This is a genomic window from Yersinia kristensenii, assembly GCF_900460525.1.
GTDB lineage: Bacteria > Pseudomonadota > Gammaproteobacteria > Enterobacterales > Enterobacteriaceae > Yersinia > Yersinia kristensenii.
This window is the reverse complement of sequence record NZ_UHIY01000001.1, coordinates 1,017,222-1,037,769: the sequence shown is the minus strand read 5'-3', so window position 1 is coordinate 1,037,769 and position 20,548 is coordinate 1,017,222. Positions and strand designations below refer to the sequence as shown.

Sequence of the window (20,548 nt, the reverse complement as noted above, 5' to 3'; positions counted from 1 at the left end):
CCGCTACCGCTGCCAGTTCTGCGTGCCACGGCTAAAACCGCAGGCATGCATAAAGCCATCCACAGCTTTACGGTTTGTGCTTGCCACCTGATCGTCCTTCAATTGCCAGTGTTTCACTTCCGCTAGCTGACGCAATGTTTCTTCAATGAGATAAAGCCCCACGCCGCGCCGACGCGTCACTTCCCTGACACACAAATCCTCAAGCTCGGCCTGTTGGCCATCGACAATCACTTTCACTGCACCTAATAGACGCTCATTAAATCGCGCAGCGAAGAGCGGCTTGCCGTCATTAATCCATTGCAACCAATAGGTTTGTTGCTGCTCAGGCCAAATTTTAGCTAAATCGATAAGGTCCTGATGAGTAAGGTTTGTTAAACGTTCAATAGTCAGTTTCATCGTCAATAAACCACAGAAATGTGAGGGTTATAAGGCTGTGGTTTATTGTACTAGATCATAGGTCAGAGAGTTGTGTAAGTTTTTCTGTACGTTCATGGGGGAAAATGTTTTTTCGCTACTGCATTTTCCGAGTTTTAACAGAGTAAATGATCACATAACCAGCACAACTCACTAGCATTTGTGCAAAACCCATTCAATTTAATCCTAATTTTATGCTGTTTACACCGCTTGTTTCTGCTTGTCTTAGTTGATTTGCAGCATAAAACTCCTGTTTAATGGCATGAAAAATAAAGTCTTATTAGAAAAAAGCATCACTTTTGAGACTAAATCATTATTACTTATGAATAAAACGTTACGGCGCTATAAAACGTTAAGACCAACACAACAAGCACGTTCACAATGACAGATGGGGAATTCGCGGATGAAATTAACAAAAGGTAAAATGTTGCTGGCTGGGTGTATAGCAATGGCGATGAGCCATTCTGTGCTGGCGAAAGACATCAAAGTTGCCATTGTTGGCGCGATGTCCGGCCCGGTTGCCCAATACGGTGACATGGAATTTACCGGTGCACGTCAGGCGATTGCTGATATCAATGCCAAAGGCGGAATTAATGGCGATAAGCTGGTCGGTGTGGAATATGATGATGCTTGCGACCCGAAACAAGCCGTAGCTGTCGCCAACAAAGTGATTAACGATGGTATTCGTTACGTTATTGGCCACCTGTGCTCCTCTTCAACTCAGCCTGCTTCAGATATTTATGAAGATGAGGGTGTGATTATGATCACCCCTGCCGCAACCAATGCTGATCTGACTACCCGTGGTTACAAAATGATCATGCGGACTACCGGCCTGGATTCTGACCAAGGCCCAACAGCAGCTAAATATATCCTTGAAACCATCAAACCTAAACGTATCGCGGTGGTACATGATAAGCAGCAATATGGTGAAGGTTTGGCGCGCTCCGTGCGTGATAGCCTGAAAAAGCAAGGTACAGAACCTGTGCTGTTTGAGGGTGTGACCGCCGGTGATAAAGATTTCTCTACCTTGGTTGCTCGGTTGAAGAAAGAGAATGTCGATTTTGTTTATTTCGGCGGGTACTACCCGGAGATGGGGCAAATTCTGCGTCAGGCTAAGCAAGCGGGCCTGACAGCACGCTTTATGGGCCCAGAGGGTGTGGGTAACTCCTCACTGTCTAACATCGCGGGTGATGCTTCTGAAGGCATGTTGGTCACTTTACCAAAACGCTATGATCAGGTTCCTGCTAACCAACCTATTGTTGATGCGCTGAAAGCGAAGAAACTCGACCCAACCGGCCCATTTGTTTGGACAACTTATGCAGCGCTGCAATCGTTGACTACCGCGATGGAGCGAAGTGGTAGCCAAGAACCTGCTGATTTGGTCAAAGATCTGAAAACCGGTAAGCCGGTGGAAACAGTGATGGGGCCGCTGAGCTGGGATGAAAAAGGTGATTTGAAAGGGTTTGAATTCGGTATTTTTGAATGGCATGCGGATGGTTCATCAACCGCAGTCAAATAACAATAATATTAGAATCATCAAGTTGTAGGGTTGCTGTTGCAGCAATCCGGCCCCTTTTACCAACTGTATCCCCCCAAGTCTCGGGGGGATTTTTCCTCACTGCGCACAGTAGATTTGGTGCAGTTGGCTAGGGCAGCCAGGCAAGTGAATCAAAGGGTTAGGGTATGTCAGAGCAGTTTCTTTATTTCCTGCAACAGATGTTCAACGGGGTTACGTTGGGCAGCACTTATGCGCTGATCGCCATTGGTTACACCATGGTGTATGGCATTATCGGTATGATCAACTTTGCCCACGGTGAAGTGTATATGATCAGCAGCTACGTCTCCTTTATCGTGATTGCCGCATTGATGATGGTGGGGATTGATGCCAGTTGGTTATTGATAGGCTCTGCTTTTCTCGTCTCAATTGTCATTGCCAGTGCTTATGGTTGGAGTATTGAACGGGTGGCGTATAAACCGGTTCGTAGCTCTAAGCGCTTGATTGCATTGATCTCGGCTATCGGGATGTCTATCTTCCTGCAAAACTACGTCAGCCTCAATCAAGGCTCGCGGGATCTGGCTCTACCGAGTTTGGTGACTGGCCAGTGGACGTTGGCAGAAACCAATGGCTTTGCCGCGACCATTAGCACCATGCAGTTGACCATTTGGATAGTTACTTTCCTGGCCATGTTAGCGCTGACGCTATTTATCCGTTATTCCCGCATGGGCCGCGCTTGCCGTGCCTGTGCTGAAGATTTAAAAATGGCCAGTCTGCTGGGCATTAATACTGATCGGGTTATCTCACTGACTTTTGTTATCGGTGCGCTGATGGCCGCTGTCGCCGGGGTCTTGTTGGGGCAGTTTTATGGTGTCATTAACCCATACATCGGCTTTATGGCTGGTATGAAAGCATTTACCGCCGCAGTGTTAGGCGGGATCGGCAGTATTCCGGGCGCGATGATCGGTGGTTTGATTCTGGGGGTGGCTGAAGCATTAACTTCTGCGTATCTCAGCACAGAATATAAAGATGCAGTTTCATTTGCGCTGCTGATTGTTGTGTTATTAGTAATGCCTACTGGGATCTTAGGCCGTCCGGAGGTTGAAAAAGTATGAAACAACTCAACTTCCTTAACGCCATTATTTCCAGTTTTGTTTTGCTCGTCCTTGCCTCGTTTGTGATGGGATTACAGTTGCAGTTAGACGGCACCAAGCTCATCGTGCAAGGGGCTTCAGAGGTGCGTTGGTTGTGGATTGGCGCAGCTTGTATCGTAGTGTTTTTCTTCCAATTAGTGCGGCCGCTCATCCAGCAAGGGATTAAAAAGGTCTCTGGCCCAGCATGGGTATTACCCAGTTTTGACGGCACCACCCCGCGCCAGAAGTTATTGGCGGCTGCGATTATTATTGCCGCAATAGCCTGGCCATTTTTGGTCTCCCGAGGCTCGGTAGATATCGCCACCCTGACACTGATTTACGTCATGCTGGGGCTGGGTTTGAACGTTGTGGTCGGGCTATCAGGCTTGCTGGTTCTGGGCTACGGGGGTTTTTATGCTATTGGTGCTTATACCTATGCTCTGCTGAATCACTATTACGGGTTGGGTTTCTGGGAGAGTTTGCCTCTGGCGGGAATTGTCGCGGCACTGTCCGGCTTCCTGCTCGGATTCCCTGTTTTACGTCTACGTGGGGATTATTTGGCGATTGTGACATTGGGCTTCGGTGAGATTGTGCGTATTTTGCTGCTCAATAATACTGAAATCACCGGTGGACCAAATGGGATTAGCCAAATTCCTAAACCGACACTGTTTGGTTTAGAGTTCAGCCGCACCGCGAAAGACGGAGGCTGGGATACTTTCCACAATTTCTTTGGCCTGACTTATGACCCAAGTGACCGCATCATTTTCCTGTATCTGGTGGCGTTGTTATTGGTGGTTCTGACTCTGTTTGTGATTAATCGGTTACTCCGCATGCCGCTAGGCCGGGCTTGGGAAGCACTGCGCGAAGATGAAATTGCTTGCCGCTCATTGGGTTTAAGCCCGACAAAAATCAAGCTGACCGCGTTTACCATCAGTGCTGCTTTTGCCGGTTTTGCGGGCACGCTGTTTGCTGCGCGACAAGGTTTTGTCAGCCCTGAGTCCTTCACTTTTGTGGAGTCGGCTTTTGTATTGGCGATTGTGGTATTAGGCGGGATGGGGTCACAGTTCGCGGTTATTCTGGCGGCCGTATTGCTGGTGGTTTCGCGTGAGTTAATGCGAGATCTCAATGCGTACAGTATGTTGTTGTTGGGTGCATTGATGGTGTTGATGATGATCTGGCGTCCGCAGGGCCTATTACCGATGAAACGGCCGCAATTGAAGCTGAAAGTCGCCGATATCAAAGCTAAACAGGGGGAACAAGCATGAATACGCAACCTTTGTTAGCGGTCGAAGGGCTGTCGATGCGCTTTGGCGGGTTATTGGCGGTGAACAATGTCGGCCTGAATCTCAATCAAGGAGAAATTGTCTCACTGATTGGCCCGAATGGTGCCGGTAAAACTACGATCTTTAACTGCCTGACTGGCTTTTATCGCCCGACTGGCGGCACAATTAAATTACGTGATCGCCATATTGAAGGGCTCCCTGGGCAGGTTATTGCACGAATGGGGGTGATTCGCACTTTCCAACACGTGCGTTTGTTCCGTGAAATGACGGTGGTCGAGAACTTGCTGGTGGCACAGCATCAGCATCTTAAAAGCGGTGTATTTGCCGGCCTGCTGAAAACGCCGGGTTTTCGGCGCGCAGAGGCCGATGCATTGGAGCGTGCCGCAACTTGGCTAGAGCGGGTCGGATTATTGGAACTGGCTAACCGGCAGGCAGGGAATCTGGCCTACGGTCAACAACGGCGTTTGGAAATTGCCCGTTGTATGGTGACCCGCCCTGAGCTATTGATGCTAGATGAACCGGCAGCAGGCCTGAACCCGAAAGAAACTGATGAACTGAATCAGTTAATTATGGAGCTGCGCGACCAACATCAAGTTTCGGTATTGCTCATTGAGCATGACATGAAATTGGTGATGGGGATTTCTGATCGTATTTATGTGGTGAATCAGGGAACTCCGTTGGCACAGGGCTTACCGGCAGAAATCCGTAATAATCCGGATGTGATCCGGGCCTATCTGGGCGAATAACTTATTTTTAAGTAAACGTATTTTTAGGTAAATGAAAACGGGCGAGGCATAAACATAACATGTTGTCATTTAATAAAGTTTCCGCCCATTACGGCAAAATTCAGGCATTGCATCAGGTTAGTCTGCACATCCAACAAGGCGAAATTGTCACCTTGATTGGTGCTAATGGCGCGGGTAAAACCACACTCCTGGGCACATTGTGTGGCGAACCTCGTGCAACCGAAGGTAGCATCATTTTCGGTGAGCAGGATATTACGAACTGGCAGACCGCGCGTATTATGCGTGAGGCGATTGCCATCGTGCCGGAGGGGCGACGGGTGTTTTCCCGGATGACGGTTGAAGAGAACCTCGCTATGGGTGGTTTTTTTGCTGATCGTCAGCAATATCAGCAGCGTATTGAGCGAGTTTACGACTTATTTCCACGGTTGTTTGAACGTCGGGTGCAGCGGTCTGGCACCATGTCTGGTGGTGAACAGCAAATGTTGGCGATTGGGCGCGCATTGATGAGCCAGCCTAAATTGTTGCTGTTGGATGAGCCGTCTCTTGGGCTGGCTCCGATTATTATTTTACAAATATTCGATACTATTCAACAGCTACGGGAAGAGGGAATGACAATCTTCTTGGTTGAACAGAATGCCAATCAAGCGCTGAAATTGGCTGACCGAGGGTATGTGCTAGAGAATGGTCGCATTGTTCTGGAAGATACCGGCGCTGCTTTGTTGGCGAATGAAGCGGTACGTTCTGCTTATCTGGGCGGTTAAGTCTCAATGTTTTTGTATTAATATTTTTTAAGGCCCAGTTCTGGGCCTTATCTATATGTTTATGCTAAAGGCGTGATAGTAAAGTTCAGTGTATCGCTATAACTCCCTTTATCAGTAGTATCAGTACGATAAAGCCGTATTTTGGGTGACCAACACATTTTCTCTTCACCCGTGTTATTATCAGCTTTCAACTGTATGAATTTTTTATCAGCTGGCAATGAAAAATCTGTTTTGGCATATTCATCATTTTTAAGTATCACTCGATAGTTAATAATGTTATTCCCTTTATCTTCTTTTAATTGAAAATGTCGGTTATTCTGCGCTAGCCCATTTATATTACTGGCACTGATCATATAACGGGTATTTTGTATTCCTATTGCTCGATAGCTAATACAAAAACGATTGGCTGCTGGATTTATCAGCGGGGCATGTAAGCCACCGCCACCGGCAGTTTTATCAAGTAAATTATCTAAATCGATATTTTTCAATTGCCATGTTGCAGTAGCTAAACGAAATCTAGGATCAACTTTTAGGGGTTGTGGTGCAATATTTGCTTGAGGATCAAAAGCTTCGCATTGATTTCCTGATGGATTAAAAGAAACGCCGTTGGAAGAAAGCAAAGAGTATTTTTGTTTATTAGAAATGAGCACGCCACCCACAGTTGCACCTATTCTGATGTTTTTTAGGGCATGTGCATTAATCGTAAATGACACATAATAGTGAGAGTTGTTAAATACACTCGAATGACTATTAAAATTAATTTCTTTAATATTATTACTCGACCGGTCATAGTAAATTCCATTAAGAGAAATATCATGAAAGTCTTGTAGCTTAACATTTAAATTTGGCGAGCCATCAGCATTATAAAAATAGAGGGAAAGCAGAGCCTTGCGTGAGTGCAATGATGTGTTTTTAAGGTTTTCATGAGGGATTTTGATTAACTCTTTCCACTTTATTCGATGTCCACCCGCAGTCAGACCATATAAACCATCAATCAAATTTGCTTGAAATGAAACTTTCACACTGCCATCATCTAATAGTTTTGCTGAGCAGTTAGAATAGTTTTGGACATAGTCATAAAAATAAGGATTAGCCATAGCAGTGGGGGGCAATATTAACAGCAATAACCCCATTAATAATTTTTTATTCTTAGTATTCATTTCGTGTCTCTCCATGACAGTCAACGATGAGTTTTAGCTATTTGTTTCGAATATTAATGTCAGTTGCCCGTGATATTTCCCGGCGATATCTGGCTCGTCAGGAGCCAATGCTGAAATTTGCAATATATAGTCAGTGCCCACCGAATGAGCTGTTCCCTTATCTATGATGAATATTTCGGGGATAGCCGATAGTGGCCGCAAAGCCGTGCGGTCACGCCCCCAGCGTATTTCAGCAGGTGAGAATGCTACTTCCGGCACACCAGAATTATTCGTCTGACGTATTAGTATCAACGGATTTTTAATTGAAATTCGGAACCCCTCTTGCCGTCGTAGCTTTACTGTTATAGGAACTTCAGATTGATAAATTTTATGATTTTCCAAGCCAGGATGGAGTTTAATATTGTCATACCAGCCGCCCTGCGGTTTTTCGACTTCAATTATGGGCTGTGCGATAACGTCTAACTTGACGTCAATATCCCCTAGAAGTAGTGGAATACTTTCCGAAGCAACTTGCCAAGGAAACAACAGTAAAATGGCTGCTATTTTTATCATGTTCATAACGCTCCTTAATCTTTATTCAGCAGGGCACTGCAAGCTGAAGAATTTATCCTCAATCATCCCTTGTATATCGCTGATTGGCAGTTGTCGGAATTGCTCGGGATAGAGATTAAAATCATCTATTCCTCCCAATGAGTTTTTCAACTGATGCCACTGTAAGCGGGTATTTCCGGTATTTTCTAATGCTAATCTTCCGTCAATACAGTGATGCATCCACTGCGGCCGAAGTGAGGCCGGCAAATGTCTGACTAACCCCATATAACTTAGCTGTACGCCGACAATGGCACCCTCACCACCGGTGACTTTCAGAGTGTTCTCAGGCGCGACAGATAATCTATAAACGTGTTCTTTATCGGGTGATTGCAATGCTTTAATGATTATTCTCGCGCTTTGCTTTGGGCCAAGTGTCAGTTTGGACGGCGTGGCAAACAGCATCGGATGAGGTTGCTCCCCGACAGGAGTTAATGACTCGCGCTTGGGGGACTCTCCTGGGTTATTTAACTGAGACAGTTGCACCCTAATGTACTCTGTGTTTACACCTCGATTAATCACATTGACCACGGCTTTGGATTGCTGCATTTCCAATACATGCGGCTGAATATCGATGGTGGCAAAGACATTCAGTGGCAATAAATTAGCTACAGCGAATAGCAAAGGTTTCATTATTTGCCTCTCCACTCAGGTGGTTGACTGACAAGGTGATTGGCGCGCCTGGGTACAGATTCAGGTTGCCCGCCAATGTGGAATTATCAGGCGATTTTAGCTGCGTGAATTTACTGTGAATGTTTCCTGTGGAACTGAGTATTAAGCTGCGGTCAGGCATACATTCATGCTGCCAATGACGAGTCTGTGAGGCTGCGGGAGGGATATGATGGATAAGTACGCCATAGCCAATACTGATGGTCATTGGGGTGTGGACTTTGCTTTTATCTTCGTTTCCCCCAGAGACTTTAGTCGCGACGACCGGATCGATATATAAGCGATAAAGTGTTTCTTGAGTGGGCGATTTTAATGGCAACAATTTTATGTCGCGCTTTTGTTTCGGCCCTAACGTAATCCGGTTCGGGTTGAAAATCATTTCAGGTTGAGAAATATCACTAATTAGCGTCTTTTTCTCTGGAGTCACCCCCGGGTTATCCACCCGTTGCAACGAGATATCCAAATAAAGTGCTTTATCGCCACTATTATAAACTTGTACCGTGCGATGTTGCTCCAAAGCTTCGACTGTCGTGCGAGTGGGAAGGGCCATTAACTGCCCATAAGTTGCAGTAATAGGGGCTAGCAGCAAGATAATAGCCGATAGTAACTTATTATATTTCATGGTCATTCCTGTTGATATTGGTCGGGGTGACAGTGATAAATATGCTCATGTTGCTGACGCATATTGCAGTGATAACGGACAGCGCCATTTTGAACCGTGATATTTTTTAGTATGACGTCAGAATTAATAGCAAATAGACCATTGGGGTGAACAGTATCGCCAGTTTCCTCAATTACTCCTGTAATAGGTTGATTTTTTTGGTCTTTAAGAAAACCACTGTAAAGTATGTCGAGGGTAATATTGGCTTTACTGACAAACACTTGTCCTGGATGTGCGCGGATAATATTGACCGGCAACTGAATGTTCATGTCTAGGTCACTGCTATTGTTATGAGTGCGAACAAAGAAACGGTCTTGATAGCGGGGAATTGGTATCGCGTAGGTTCCTCCGCCACTTATTGGGACGCCTTCTGCATGGAAGTTATAAGGTGTACCTGATAGTTCCGGCGTTTCTATCAGTAATGCCGAGCCGCTGTAACTGCTGCGGCCTAGTGCGGCTCCTTGTGGGCCGATGGCTAACATGCCTCTGTAGCTGATCCCCCCGTTGGTTATCTTGTTATCGATACCTGCTCGGGCAGAAATATCCCCACGGCTTCCACTGCGTTGGGCAAATGTGCCGATACCATTGTTTTTGCCATTGGTGCTGCCATTGATACCCAAAGAACTGCTGCCATAGCTATCGGTAAACTCTTTTTGATAACTGGCGCTGGTGTTCAATTTTTGCTGAGTATAAGCACTGTTGATGTTGGCGCGACTCTGGCGGAAAGATAATGTGGTATTAAGAAATAACCCATAGTTGTTTCGGCTATGCCATTGCCCACCTTTTTGCACACCAAGGGACAAGTTCAGGCCAAATTGTGGTCGCCGCCAATCCCAACTGCTCTGAATACGATGCCGATGATGACTTTTATATTGGTTGAATTGATAACTAAGCTGAGTTGGCCCAAAACGGCGGCTATAGGATGCTGAGGTACTGCCAGAGTTTGGTGCATATATCGACACATCTGGTGTTTGATAGCGGGCCGCAGTGAAATATCCTATTGCGGAATTCCCCCCTTCTAAACGCAGATACCCCCCACCGTGTTTTTCACCAGACATCATGCTAAAGGTGGGTGTGATATTAAAGCCAGAAAATCCTAATGGGCGCGATATGTTCGCTTCTGCTGCCCAGTGGTGGTTATTATCTTTAAGTAAAGAGATATTAGTTTGAACATTTTTAATTTTCATACTACGGCCAAATTGCGCCAAATGATGGGAATGGTGCTTATTACGTGGCGCAACCTTGCCCATAGTCAGAAACCAACCATCATTGGTTTGAGTACCTAAATTGCTGATGGCTTGACTTTCTTGGCTGACGACGCGCCCAGTGTTATCCACTAAGCGAATATCAATATTGTAATAGCCTCCTGGGAGTTGGCTATAATCAATTTCATTGCGGCCAATTTGTGCGGGAATACGGCGGATAAGCTGGTTATCTCGGTAGATTTCATAATCGCCATCAGAGATTGCGTACAGTATCAAGTTGCCGGCCGAGGGTTTATCAAGAGCTAAATAACTTTGGCTACCCAAGGTCACAAATTGTTCTAACGCTGGATTAATCAGGGTATGGATACTGCCTGCGCTATTATCCAGGTTATTTTGCTTACCTGTTCGTAAATAAAGGGTTTGAAAGTTCTTTTGCAGATACCAACTGTCAATACCTCTTTGAGTCATCTGCTGGTATTGTGATTGATCCGAGAACTGATAATTTCTCTTCGAACGGGTAGTGTTATAGAACCATTGTACAAAACCATAAGATTGCAAAGGAAGCCCGAGGTAGCCGTTCCCGCGGGCAGACATAGCACGGTAGTTTTTCGCCGTCATGCGCAGGTCAAAAGATTGGTTGTGAACCAACCCCCACGTAGTGGTTGGCATCAGGTAGCGGCTGTTATTATTGGTAATGGTGACAACCTGATTTATCTTATCCAGAATGACGTTATATCCGGATACATTATAGTCACAGCCATTTTGGCATTGTAAATAGGGTATTTGGAGCAAGACTTGTTCTAATAATATGATTGACTGCTCATCAATATTATTATCGCGATATTGCTGATGGTTGAAGCTTAAAGTTTGTTTCTGTTCCGAGAAAAATATTTTGGTGGGCAATATCTTCCCATTAAATATACCTAGTAACCTCATGGTGTCATGACTTTCAATAGCTGAAAACCCTGTTGGAACTAAATACTCCAGGGTTATGTTTTTTGCATGTGTTGAATTAAATGTTGGGAGTAGTAAAACAAATAAAGCTATCTGATTAATACTCATGTTTTTTTTCATTGGATTCCATTCCATTATTGATTGTTTTTTATAGAAACAGATCTCCTCAGACGAATATATTTTTATGCGTTGATGGTTTTCATTAAACCATGATGATATATATTTAAGTCAAAGGATAATGCAGTCAGACGGTTAACCGCCTGACTGCATATATTTATTTAACTGATGTGTGATTAAATATCATCTTCGATAGTAAGCTGAAGCGTGCCTGTATATGTTTCACCAGATAGGGCTTCTGCGGGTTTTTTAGCTCTTATAGTTAACGCCTGGTTTAGCTCATTATGAGCACCTAAAACGAAACTTGTCCCCGCCCCATTGAGTTGGGATCGCCCTAATTGCACAACTACATCATTAAATGTTTTTACCTCACCATCAGCATCACCTTCTAGAACCAGTGGGTTTCTGAGCTTGATGTTGACTTTAGCCCCAGTGTTACTCACTATCGTAACATTCTCCATATATTCATAAGTGCCATCATTGCTGGCGTGATCATAGTCCAAGGCAATATCATTCAATGCATCACCATTACCTTTTGTCATGCTGATTGAACCATTAATTTCTGCTGTAACCGGTATATCTTTATTGAATGGTTGTGCACAAACAATAGTACTGCTGGCCAATACTGCTACAGTAATAATAGATAATAGAGTTTTTTTCATCATAGATACCTGAGAGTCCTTTGTATTAAACCCCATTCAAGAAATGAATGGGCATTATTTCCTTGGGTCGCTCTTGTGAGTTATATAAAATAACAATAACGAGGGTGTTAATATAATCATGTTAATATAGTGCGCTCACAAGGCGAACAAACATTAACATGTGAGTTAGAGGAGCATCAATAATAATACAACCAATTTAAGGAAATAAAATCAATAGTAATTTAACGATCAAATAAATATCTAATAGATATTTATATTTTTATTGTTTTCATCGGGAAATTCCTGATTGAATTGTTGTTACTTTTGTTAAAAAACTCATTTCATTAGCGAATAGTGGCGAAATTAAAAGAGGTTTTGGTATTTATTTTTACTTTTTGTCATTTTTATGTCATCTGAAAGTTATATTTCTGTCATGAAACGATGTCATGTTTGCTTTCGAACAAAAACTGATTTATTTCGCTCATCCACCGCAGTTAATTGAGATGAGCCAGACAGATTTATTCAGGGGCTAGATATGTTTAACAACACTATTCGTAAAACGTCGATTTGTGTCGCGCTAACCTTGGCATTCAGTGCTAATGCAATGGCGGTCACTGAAATTCCTTTCTGGCATTCCATGGAGGGAGAGTTAGGGGTCGAAGTTAACTCATTAGCTGATCGCTTTAACCAGTCGCATACCGATTACAAAATTGTACCGGTCTATAAAGGTAACTACGAACAAAGTCTGGCGGCGGGTATTGCTGCTTTCCGTTCAGGGAAAGCCCCAGCTATCTTGCAGGTCTATGAAGTGGGCACCGCGACCATGATGGCGAGTAAGGCCATCAAGCCGGTATTCCAGGTATTCAAAGACGCCGATATTAAGTTTGATGAATCCGTCTTCGTCCCAACGGTTGCGGGTTATTACACCGATGCCAAAACCGGCCACTTATTATCTCAGCCGTTTAACAGCTCTACACCGGTGCTGTATTACAACAAAGATGCATTTAAGAAAGCCGGTCTGAATCCAGATCAACCGCCTAAAACATGGCAAGAACTGGCCGAAGACACCGCAAAATTACGTGCTGCGGGGGCAACTTGTGGTTACGCCAGCGGTTGGCAGGGGTGGATTCAAATTGAAAACTTCAGCGCCTGGCATGGTCAGCCAATTGCCAGCCGTAATAATGGTTTTGATGGCACTGATGCTGTATTGGAATTCAACAAACCAGTGCAGGTTAAACATATCCAATTGCTGTCGGATATGAACAAAAAAGGCGATTTTACCTATTTTGGTCGCAAAGATGAATCGACAGCCAAGTTCTATAACGGCGACTGTGCCATCACCACCGCCTCTTCCGGTTCTCTTGCCGATATCCGCCATTACGCCAAATTTAACTACGGCGTGGGTATGATGCCTTACGATGCCGATGAGAAAAACGCGCCACAAAACGCCATTATTGGTGGGGCTAGCCTGTGGGTGATGGATGGTAAAGATAAAGATACTTATAAGGGTGTGGCTGAATTCCTGCAATTCCTGACTCAACCGGAAATTGCTGCCGAATGGCACCAGAAGACCGGCTACTTGCCTATCACCACCGCCGCTTATGAGTTGACGAAGCAACAGGGTTTCTATGACAAGAATCCAGGTGCTGATGTTGCTACTCGCCAAATGTTGAACAAGCCGCCATTGCCGTACACCAAGGGCTTACGTCTGGGCAATATGCCACAGATTCGTACCGTGGTAGATGAAGAGTTGGAAGGTGTTTGGACGGGTAAGAAAACGCCACAACAAGCATTAGATACCGCTGTGTCGCGAGGTGATGTGTTGTTGCGCCGCTTCGAGCAAACCAACAAGTAATATTATTTGGCGACTTTATTTGCCAGTTTGGGCCGGTGATTTTCGCCCCCAAACTGGCTGTGCCAGTCACGCCAAATAGTTTGGTACTGTATTGAATCTGAACGTGGTGTTTTCGATTGGTGCTCTAGAGCTAATTGACCCACGTCCGATAAACGGTTAATTCTATGTCATCTTCCCGTCCCGGTTTTTCCTGTAGTTGGTTACCTTACCTGTTGGTATTACCGCAACTGGCCATTACCGCTGTTTTCTTCTTATGGCCGGCGGGTGAAGCGCTGTGGTATTCGGTGCAGATGCTGGACCCATTCGGCCTCTCCAGCCAGTTTGTCGGGTTGAGTAACTTTATTGCGCTGTTTCACGATGAATACTATTTGGCCTCGTTTTATACCACGCTCATTTTCAGCGGTCTGGTGGCGGGTATCGGTCTGGTGGTGTCGCTATTTCTGGCGGCGATGGTGGATTACGTGTTACGTGGCAGCCGCATCTATCAAACTTTAATGATTTTACCTTATGCCGTGGCCCCTGCTGTGGCCGCAGTATTGTGGATATTTTTGTTCAATCCGGGGCTGGGATTGATAACCCATTTCCTTGCCACACTGGGCTACAACTGGAACCACGCACAAAATAGTGGGCAGGCGATGTTCTTGGTGGTGCTGGCTTCGGTGTGGAAACAAATCAGTTATAACTTCTTATTTTTCCTTGCGGCACTGCAATCTATCCCGCGCTCATTGGTTGAGGCGGCGGCTATTGATGGGGCGGGGCCGGTGCGCCGTTTCTTCAATTTGGTGTTACCGCTGATTTCACCGGTGAGCTTCTTCCTGCTGGTGGTGAATTTGGTTTATGCCTTCTTCGACACTTTCCCTGTGATTGATGCGGCGACTGGCGGCGGCCCGGTACAGGCGACTACCACCCTGATTTATAAAATTTACCGTGAAGGCTTTACCGGGTTGGATTTATCCAGTTCAGCGGCTCAGTCAGTTGTGCTGATGTTGCTGGTGATTGGTTTGACGGTTATCCAGTTCCGCTTTGTTGAGCGTAAGGTGCGTTACCAATGATTGAGAATCGCCGTGGGCTGGATATCTTTTGCCATGTCATGCTGATTATCGGCGTGCTATTGATCCTGTTCCCGTTGTATGTGGCTTTTGTCGCGGCGTCTCTGGATGACACTCAGGTGTTTCAGGTGCCCATGACCCTGATCCCTGGGCCGCATTTATGGCAAAACATCAGCCATATTTGGCATACCGGTGTGGGCAATAACAGCGCCCCCTTTGGGCTGATGCTGTTTAACAGCTTTGTGATGGCGTTTGCGATTACCGTCGGCAAAATCACGGTCTCGATGCTGTCTGCTTATGCCATCGTTTACTTCCGCTTTCCGCTGCGCAATCTGTTTTTCTGGTTGATTTTTCTGACCTTAATGCTGCCGGTGGAAGTGCGCATTTTCCCGACTATTCAAGTGATTGCCAACCTGGATATGCTGGACAGCTACACCGGCCTGACTCTGCCGCTGATGGCGTCCGCTACCGCAACCTTCTTATTCCGCCAGTTCTTCATGACCTTGCCGGATGAGTTATTGGAAGCCGCTCGTATTGATGGCGCAGGGGCCATGCGCTTCTTCTGGGACATTGTCTTGCCGCTGTCCAAAACCAATTTGGCGGCTCTGTTTGTTATCACTTTTATCTATGGTTGGAACCAATATCTCTGGCCAATCCTGATTACCAGTGATGCTTCAATGGGCACGGCGGTGGCGGGAATAAGAAGCATGATTTCCAGCTCGGGCGCTCCAACCCAGTGGAATCAGGTGATGGCAGCAATGATTTTGACATTAATTCCACCGGTCGCGGTGGTCCTTCTGATGCAGCGCTGGTTTGTTCGCGGCCTGGTAGACAGTGAGAAGTAACCTGATATGGCATGTTTAAAGCTTCAAGCAGTAACCAAATCTTATGACGGTGTGACGCCGGTGATAAAGCAGATTGATTTAGATGTCGCGGATGGCGAGTTTATCGTGATGGTCGGCCCATCCGGTTGTGGCAAATCGACATTGCTGCGTATGGTCGCGGGGCTTGAACGCACCACCGGCGGCGATATTTATATTGATAATCAGCGGGTAACTGATCTGGAACCCAAAGATCGCGGCATCGCCATGGTGTTTCAGAACTATGCGCTATATCCCCATATGAGTGTGTTTGACAATATGGCCTATGGCCTGAAAATTCGCGGTTTTGGCAAAGAACAGATCCGCCAGCGCGTCGATGAGGCCGCCCGAATTCTGGAGCTAGGCCCGCTATTGAAGCGCAAGCCGCGCGAACTATCCGGCGGTCAGCGCCAACGAGTGGCGATGGGCCGCGCCATTGTGCGCGAACCGGCGGTGTTTCTATTCGACGAGCCACTGTCCAATTTGGATGCCAAGTTACGAGTGCAGATGCGCCTTGAACTGCAACAACTACATCGGCGGTTAAAAACCACCAGTTTATATGTCACTCATGATCAGGTTGAGGCTATGACGCTGGCGCAGCGGGTGATTGTGATGAACAAAGGTGTGGCGGAGCAAATTGGCACACCAAGTGAAGTCTATCAGCGGCCCGCGACTCTGTTTGTCGCCAGTTTTATCGGCTCACCGGCGATGAACCTGCTAGCCGGAACTGTCAGTCCGGATGGGCGCGCCTTTATTTTATCTGATGGTATGACCCTGCCGCTGGAAGTACCACGGCCGCAATGGGCCGATCGGCGCTTGACCCTGGGTATCCGTCCGGAGCATATTCAGCAAAGGGTATCTCAGCAAAAAACCTCAGCGCAGAGTGTGCCGCTGGCTTTATTAACACTCGAATTATTGGGCGCGGATAATTTGGCCCATGGTTTGTGGGGCGGTCAGAGTCTTATCGCCCGTTTATCCCATGAAGAAATGCCCGCGGTGGGCAGTGTGTTGCACTTGTATCTGCCGCCTGCGGCGTTGCACTTTTTTGATTCAGAAAGCGGACTACGGATGGAATCATGAGTAAAAACTGGCCTTATCCTACCCTTGTTGCCCATCGCGGCGGCGGCTCATTAGCACCCGAAAATACCTTGGCAGCAATTGATGTGGGCGCGCGTCACGGCCACAAAATGATTGAGTTTGATGCCAAGTTATCGCAAGACGGCCAGATATTCCTACTGCATGACGACACACTGGAGCGAACCAGCAATGGCTGGGGTGTGGCTGGAGATTTACCCTGGGAAAAGCTGATTCAGCTGGATGCCGGTGACTGGTACAGCCCGGCATTTCAGGGGGAGCGCTTGCCTCTGCTCTCTGAGGTGGCGGCTCGCTGTGCCCAGTACGGCATGGCGGCGAATATTGAAATTAAACCGACCATCGGGGTTGAAATCCCCACCGGCCGTGCCATTGCTTTGGCGGCGCGCCTATTGTGGCAAGGTCAGGCGATTCCGCCCTTGTTATCGTCATTTTCGTTTGATGCATTAGCCGCAGCACAGCAAGCTGCACCTGAGCTGCCGCGCGGTTTATTACTGGATAAATGGGATGACAACTGGCTGGCAATGACCCGCGAGTTGGATTGCGTCTCTTTGCACATCAATCACAAACAACTGACCGCCGAGCGGGTGGCGTTACTCAAAGCCGCTGGGCTGCGTATTTTAGTGTATACCGTCAACCAACCGGCGCGGGCGCAGGAATTGTTAAGTTGGGGCGTTGATTGTATCTGTACTGACCGTATAGATTTAATATATCCTCGTCCTTGAAGCTACAGGGGCGTTAGCTGCGCTCACTCACCCGAATCACATACTTGTCGTTGATTTTAAAGTCAGTATGCTCATCGGGGTTAGCTCGTTTGCTGCCTACCTCGAACTCCAATGACTTTGATATAAACAGAACAGGAAACAGAGCAGGTCAGCCATTCTTACATTTACGGGCTGATCTGGCCCGGTTTGACAGGAAGTGAACCATGCCCGCCTTTGTTATTTCGCTCTGGCACCAGATTGTCTTGTCTTCACCGCTGTTTGTTCTACTCGCACTGGGCTACTGTTTGGTGCGATTTGGTCAGTGGCCGTCCACGATTACTGATGGTTTGACCCGCTTTGTGTTCTCCCTCGCGTTACCTGCCATGCTGTTTCGCATGATGTGCGATTTCTCCGAACGCCCGGCGGTTGATGCTCGCTTACTGATTGCCTTTTTTGGCAGTTGCCTGGTGGTATTTATCATCGGGCGCATTGTGGCCAGCCGAGTATTTCATCTGGATGGCGTGTCCGGCTCGGTGTTTGCCCTCGGCGGGATTTTTTCCAATAATGTGATGTTGGGGCTGCCCATTGCCACCCTTATGCTGGGGGAGAAATCTATCCCGGCAGTGGCGCTGGTCTTGGTGTTTAACGGACTGATTTTGTGGACATTAGTGACCATTTCAGTGGAGTGGGCGCGCAATGGTTCGCCGACATTAGCCGGGTTTGCCAAGACAGCCCGCAGCGTGCTGACCAACCCATTGATTATAGGTATTATTTCCGGCACATTATTCAGCCTGACCGGTTTGCAATTGCCGCAATTTATCGACCAACCGGTCACTATGCTGGGGCAGGTGGCTCCGCCGCTGTCATTGATTGTGCTAGGAATGGGGCTGGCGGAATACCGCGTGAGTGAGGGCTGGCAAATCAGCAGTGCGATCTGTTTTCTTAAGCTGATAGTGCAGCCGATGGTGATATGGGCGCTGGCGTGGGCGATGGATTTACCGGTGCTGGAAACACAGGTGGTGGTATTGCTTGGGTCAATGGCAACTGGCGTAAATGTTTATCTGATGTCACGTCAATTTAATGTGCTAACCGGCCCTGCCGCCGCCAGTTTAGTGATGTCGACGATTTTGGCCGCAGTCACCACCCCATTGATTCTGACCATTATTGGCGTCGGAATGCCTTAACCGCAGAAGATAAGTTTTCACCAGCGAATCATGTCCCTACCTGCGGACAGGATTCGTTTGGCTTATTATTGATCAGATGTAAACCTACTCCGCGCAAAAATTATATTCCGCTTCCGCTACAATGGCGCATTGTCATCTTATTGAGCCAATTTATTGTGTTTTTACTGATTATCACCACCATCTTATGGGCTTTTTCTTTTAGCCTGATTGGCGAATATCTGGCCGGCCAGGTGGATAGCTGGTTCTCTGTGCTAATGCGGGTCGGGCTGGCGGCGCTGGTCTTTTTGCCATTCCTGCGTTGGCGCAATATTCACTGGCGGGTGATTTTATTGTATATGGTGGTGGGTGCAATTCAGTTAGGAATCATGTACTTGTTTGTCTTCCGTGCCTATCTCTACCTGAGTGTGCCGGAGTTCCTGCTATTCACCGTAATGACCCCACTGTATGTCACATTAATCTATGATGTATTGCGGCGTCAGCGCTTGCGGTGGGGCTATGCCCTGAGTGCTTTGCTGGCGGTGGTCGGGGCGGCAATCATTCGTTATGACCATTTAAGCGAACATTTTTGGTGGGGATTGATATTGGTTCAGGCGGCTAATATCTGTTTTGCCATCGGACAAGTGGGTTACAAAAGGCTGATGGAAGTGCACCCGATCCCGCAGCATGTGGCTTTTTCATGGTTTTATGTCGGCGCTCTGGTCGTCGCCGTCATCGCCTGGTTTATTTTCGGCAATCCACAAAAACTGCCGACCACCTCATTGCAGTGGGGGGTGTTGGTGTGGCTCGGTGTCGGCGCTTCTGCTTTGGGCTACTTCATGTGGAACTATGGCGCGACACAAGTGGATGCTGGCACCTTGGGTATCATGAATAACGTGCATGTTCCGGCTGGGCTACTGGTGAATCTGGCCATTTGGCAAGAGAAACCCCATTGGCCCAGCTTTATCATTGGGGCAATTGTGATAATGGCTTCGTTATGGGTGCACCGCCGTTGGATCGCTCCGCATTCTTTACAAACGGCAGATGATCGCAAGCGTGTTGCCGGGCCGAACGAATAAAAGCTTCAGTAACCGGTTGGCGCTGCTCTCCATCACGGACAGCGGCGTATAACCGGCTCCACAAACCATTTCCCAGTGTTTTTGTAACCACTAATCCCTGACGTTCGAAGCTCTCGACCACCCAGTGTGGTAGGGCGGCGATCCCCATCCGTGCTGAAACCATTTGAATGAGCAGTAAGGTGTTATCGACATTTTTCAGTGAGGGACTGATCCCCGCCGGTTGCAGGAAATGCCGCCAGACATCTAACCGTTGGCGCTGTACCGGGTAAATCATCAACACTTCTTGCGCCAAATCTTCCGGCTCAATACGGGCTTTATTGGCCAATGGGTGGTCGGGAGCCAGCACCAGGCGCACTTCAAAATCAAACATCGGCGAATAGTGCAGGCCACTGCGCGGCAAAATATCAGATGTGAGTACTAAATCCAGCTCTCCTTGCTGCAAGGCCGGCTGAGGATCGAATGTCACGCCTGATTTGAAATCCATCGATACTTGCGGCCAGTTTTTGTGGAAATTATCCAGCGCCGGTGTGAGCCACTGAATACAGCTATGGCATTCGATGGCGATACGCAGCGCGGTTTGGTGTGGTTCGTTGCAGGTTTGCAGCGCTTGCTTGATTTGTGGCAACACTTGTTCCGCCAGTTGTAACAGGATCTCACCTTGAGTCGTGAAACGTAACGGCTGGCTTTTACGCACAAACAGACGAAAACCCAGGCGCTGTTCCAAATCACTGAATTGGTGGGATAAGGCCGATTGGGTCTGATGAAGCTGTGTTGCCGCCGCCGCCAGGGAGCCGGTATTACGCAAAGCTTGTAGGGTGCGTAAGTGTTTCAGTTCGATCATGAGAGTCCTTCACAGTGATAGTGAACAAATTGCGCTTGTGATTAATACAGTACCTGCTGATTATGGATGTGTAAACATCTG

At 47.1% G+C, this 20,548-nt stretch carries 20 protein-coding genes; 12 read left to right on the top strand and 8 right to left on the bottom strand.

Features of this window, described 5'->3' with window-relative positions; all coding sequences use genetic code 11:
• Positions 1–3: 3 nt before the first annotated feature.
• Positions 4–396 (bottom strand): aspartate 1-decarboxylase autocleavage activator PanM, encoded by a 393-nt coding sequence (gene panM / locus DX162_RS04820; RefSeq protein ID WP_004391344.1) that lies wholly within the window; start codon positions 394–396, stop codon positions 4–6.
• Between the two features lie 421 nt (positions 397–817).
• Here panM and DX162_RS04815 point away from each other — a divergent pair, with 421 nt between their 5' ends.
• The 5 genes from DX162_RS04815 (at position 818) to livF (ending at position 5,832) form a co-directional block, all read left to right on the top strand.
• On the top strand, positions 818–1,933 hold the full coding sequence (locus tag DX162_RS04815; RefSeq protein ID WP_004391346.1) for a branched-chain amino acid ABC transporter substrate-binding protein: 1,116 nt from the start codon (positions 818–820) through the stop codon (positions 1,931–1,933).
• A gap of 164 nt (positions 1,934–2,097) precedes the next feature.
• Positions 2,098–3,024 (top strand): high-affinity branched-chain amino acid ABC transporter permease LivH, encoded by a 927-nt coding sequence (livH, locus tag DX162_RS04810; RefSeq protein ID WP_004391347.1) that lies wholly within the window; start codon positions 2,098–2,100, stop codon positions 3,022–3,024.
• Entirely contained in the window at positions 3,021–4,307 is a 1,287-nt protein-coding gene (locus DX162_RS04805; RefSeq protein ID WP_032820177.1) for a high-affinity branched-chain amino acid ABC transporter permease LivM, read from the top strand. Before livH ends, DX162_RS04805 begins: the two co-directional genes overlap by 4 nt.
• Positions 4,304–5,071 carry a high-affinity branched-chain amino acid ABC transporter ATP-binding protein LivG gene (livG, locus tag DX162_RS04800; protein WP_032820178.1) on the top strand — a complete coding sequence of 256 codons (768 nt, stop codon included), beginning with the start codon at positions 4,304–4,306 and terminating at the stop codon, positions 5,069–5,071. The genes DX162_RS04805 and livG overlap by 4 nt, the downstream gene beginning before the upstream one ends.
• A gap of 59 nt (positions 5,072–5,130) precedes the next feature.
• The gene (gene livF, locus DX162_RS04795) at positions 5,131–5,832 is read left to right on the top strand and encodes a high-affinity branched-chain amino acid ABC transporter ATP-binding protein LivF (protein WP_004391351.1); all 702 of its coding nucleotides are present in this window, start codon (positions 5,131–5,133) and stop codon (positions 5,830–5,832) included.
• A gap of 59 nt (positions 5,833–5,891) precedes the next feature.
• On the opposite strand, the gene DX162_RS04790 is transcribed toward livF, so the two are convergent.
• The 6 genes from DX162_RS04790 to DX162_RS04765 all read right to left on the bottom strand — a co-directional run bounded on the left by DX162_RS04790 (position 5,892) and on the right by DX162_RS04765 (position 11,851).
• Complete coding sequence (locus DX162_RS04790; protein WP_004391352.1) at positions 5,892–6,992, bottom strand: hypothetical protein; 1,101 nt, start codon at positions 6,990–6,992, stop codon at positions 5,892–5,894.
• A gap of 33 nt (positions 6,993–7,025) precedes the next feature.
• Positions 7,026–7,550 (bottom strand): hypothetical protein, encoded by a 525-nt coding sequence (locus tag DX162_RS04785; RefSeq protein WP_004391353.1) that lies wholly within the window; start codon positions 7,548–7,550, stop codon positions 7,026–7,028.
• 15 nt (positions 7,551–7,565) lie between these two features.
• On the bottom strand, positions 7,566–8,213 hold the full coding sequence (locus DX162_RS04780) for a hypothetical protein (RefSeq protein WP_032820180.1): 648 nt from the start codon (positions 8,211–8,213) through the stop codon (positions 7,566–7,568).
• Positions 8,185–8,871, bottom strand: a complete 687-nt coding sequence (locus DX162_RS04775) for a hypothetical protein (RefSeq protein ID WP_004391356.1) — start codon at positions 8,869–8,871, stop codon at positions 8,185–8,187. The genes DX162_RS04780 and DX162_RS04775 overlap by 29 nt, the downstream gene beginning before the upstream one ends.
• 2 nt (positions 8,872–8,873) lie before the next feature.
• Positions 8,874–11,204, bottom strand: coding sequence for a TcfC E-set like domain-containing protein (locus tag DX162_RS04770; protein ID WP_004391357.1), 2,331 nt, complete (start codon positions 11,202–11,204; stop codon positions 8,874–8,876).
• A gap of 158 nt (positions 11,205–11,362) precedes the next feature.
• Positions 11,363–11,851 (bottom strand): CS1 type fimbrial major subunit, encoded by a 489-nt coding sequence (locus DX162_RS04765; protein ID WP_004391358.1) that lies wholly within the window; start codon positions 11,849–11,851, stop codon positions 11,363–11,365.
• 511 nt (positions 11,852–12,362) lie between these two features.
• Here DX162_RS04765 and ugpB point away from each other — a divergent pair.
• The 7 genes from ugpB to DX162_RS04730 all read left to right on the top strand — a co-directional run bounded on the left by ugpB (position 12,363) and on the right by DX162_RS04730 (position 19,626).
• Positions 12,363–13,682, top strand: coding sequence for a sn-glycerol-3-phosphate ABC transporter substrate-binding protein UgpB (gene ugpB / locus DX162_RS04760; RefSeq protein WP_004391359.1), 1,320 nt, complete (start codon positions 12,363–12,365; stop codon positions 13,680–13,682).
• 164 nt (positions 13,683–13,846) lie between these two features.
• Complete coding sequence (gene ugpA, locus DX162_RS04755; RefSeq protein ID WP_098081018.1) at positions 13,847–14,734, top strand: sn-glycerol-3-phosphate ABC transporter permease UgpA; 888 nt, start codon at positions 13,847–13,849, stop codon at positions 14,732–14,734.
• Positions 14,731–15,576 carry a sn-glycerol-3-phosphate ABC transporter permease UgpE gene (gene ugpE / locus DX162_RS04750; RefSeq protein ID WP_032820184.1) on the top strand — a complete coding sequence of 282 codons (846 nt, stop codon included), beginning with the start codon at positions 14,731–14,733 and terminating at the stop codon, positions 15,574–15,576. The genes ugpA and ugpE overlap by 4 nt, the downstream gene beginning before the upstream one ends.
• A gap of 6 nt (positions 15,577–15,582) precedes the next feature.
• Positions 15,583–16,671 (top strand): sn-glycerol-3-phosphate import ATP-binding protein UgpC, encoded by a 1,089-nt coding sequence (locus DX162_RS04745; RefSeq protein ID WP_032820185.1) that lies wholly within the window; start codon positions 15,583–15,585, stop codon positions 16,669–16,671.
• Positions 16,668–17,408, top strand: coding sequence for a glycerophosphodiester phosphodiesterase (gene ugpQ / locus DX162_RS04740; RefSeq protein ID WP_032820187.1), 741 nt, complete (start codon positions 16,668–16,670; stop codon positions 17,406–17,408). The genes DX162_RS04745 and ugpQ overlap by 4 nt, the downstream gene beginning before the upstream one ends.
• Positions 17,409–17,611: 203 nt before the next feature.
• Positions 17,612–18,571 carry an AEC family transporter gene (locus DX162_RS04735; RefSeq protein ID WP_098081015.1) on the top strand — a complete coding sequence of 320 codons (960 nt, stop codon included), beginning with the start codon at positions 17,612–17,614 and terminating at the stop codon, positions 18,569–18,571.
• Between the two features lie 155 nt (positions 18,572–18,726).
• Entirely contained in the window at positions 18,727–19,626 is a 900-nt protein-coding gene (locus DX162_RS04730) for a carboxylate/amino acid/amine transporter (RefSeq protein WP_032820206.1), read from the top strand.
• On the opposite strand, the gene metR is transcribed toward DX162_RS04730, so the two are convergent.
• Positions 19,514–20,467 (bottom strand): HTH-type transcriptional regulator MetR, encoded by a 954-nt coding sequence (gene metR, locus DX162_RS04725; protein WP_004391366.1) that lies wholly within the window; start codon positions 20,465–20,467, stop codon positions 19,514–19,516. The genes DX162_RS04730 and metR overlap by 113 nt on opposite strands.
• Positions 20,468–20,548: the final 81 nt, after the last annotated feature.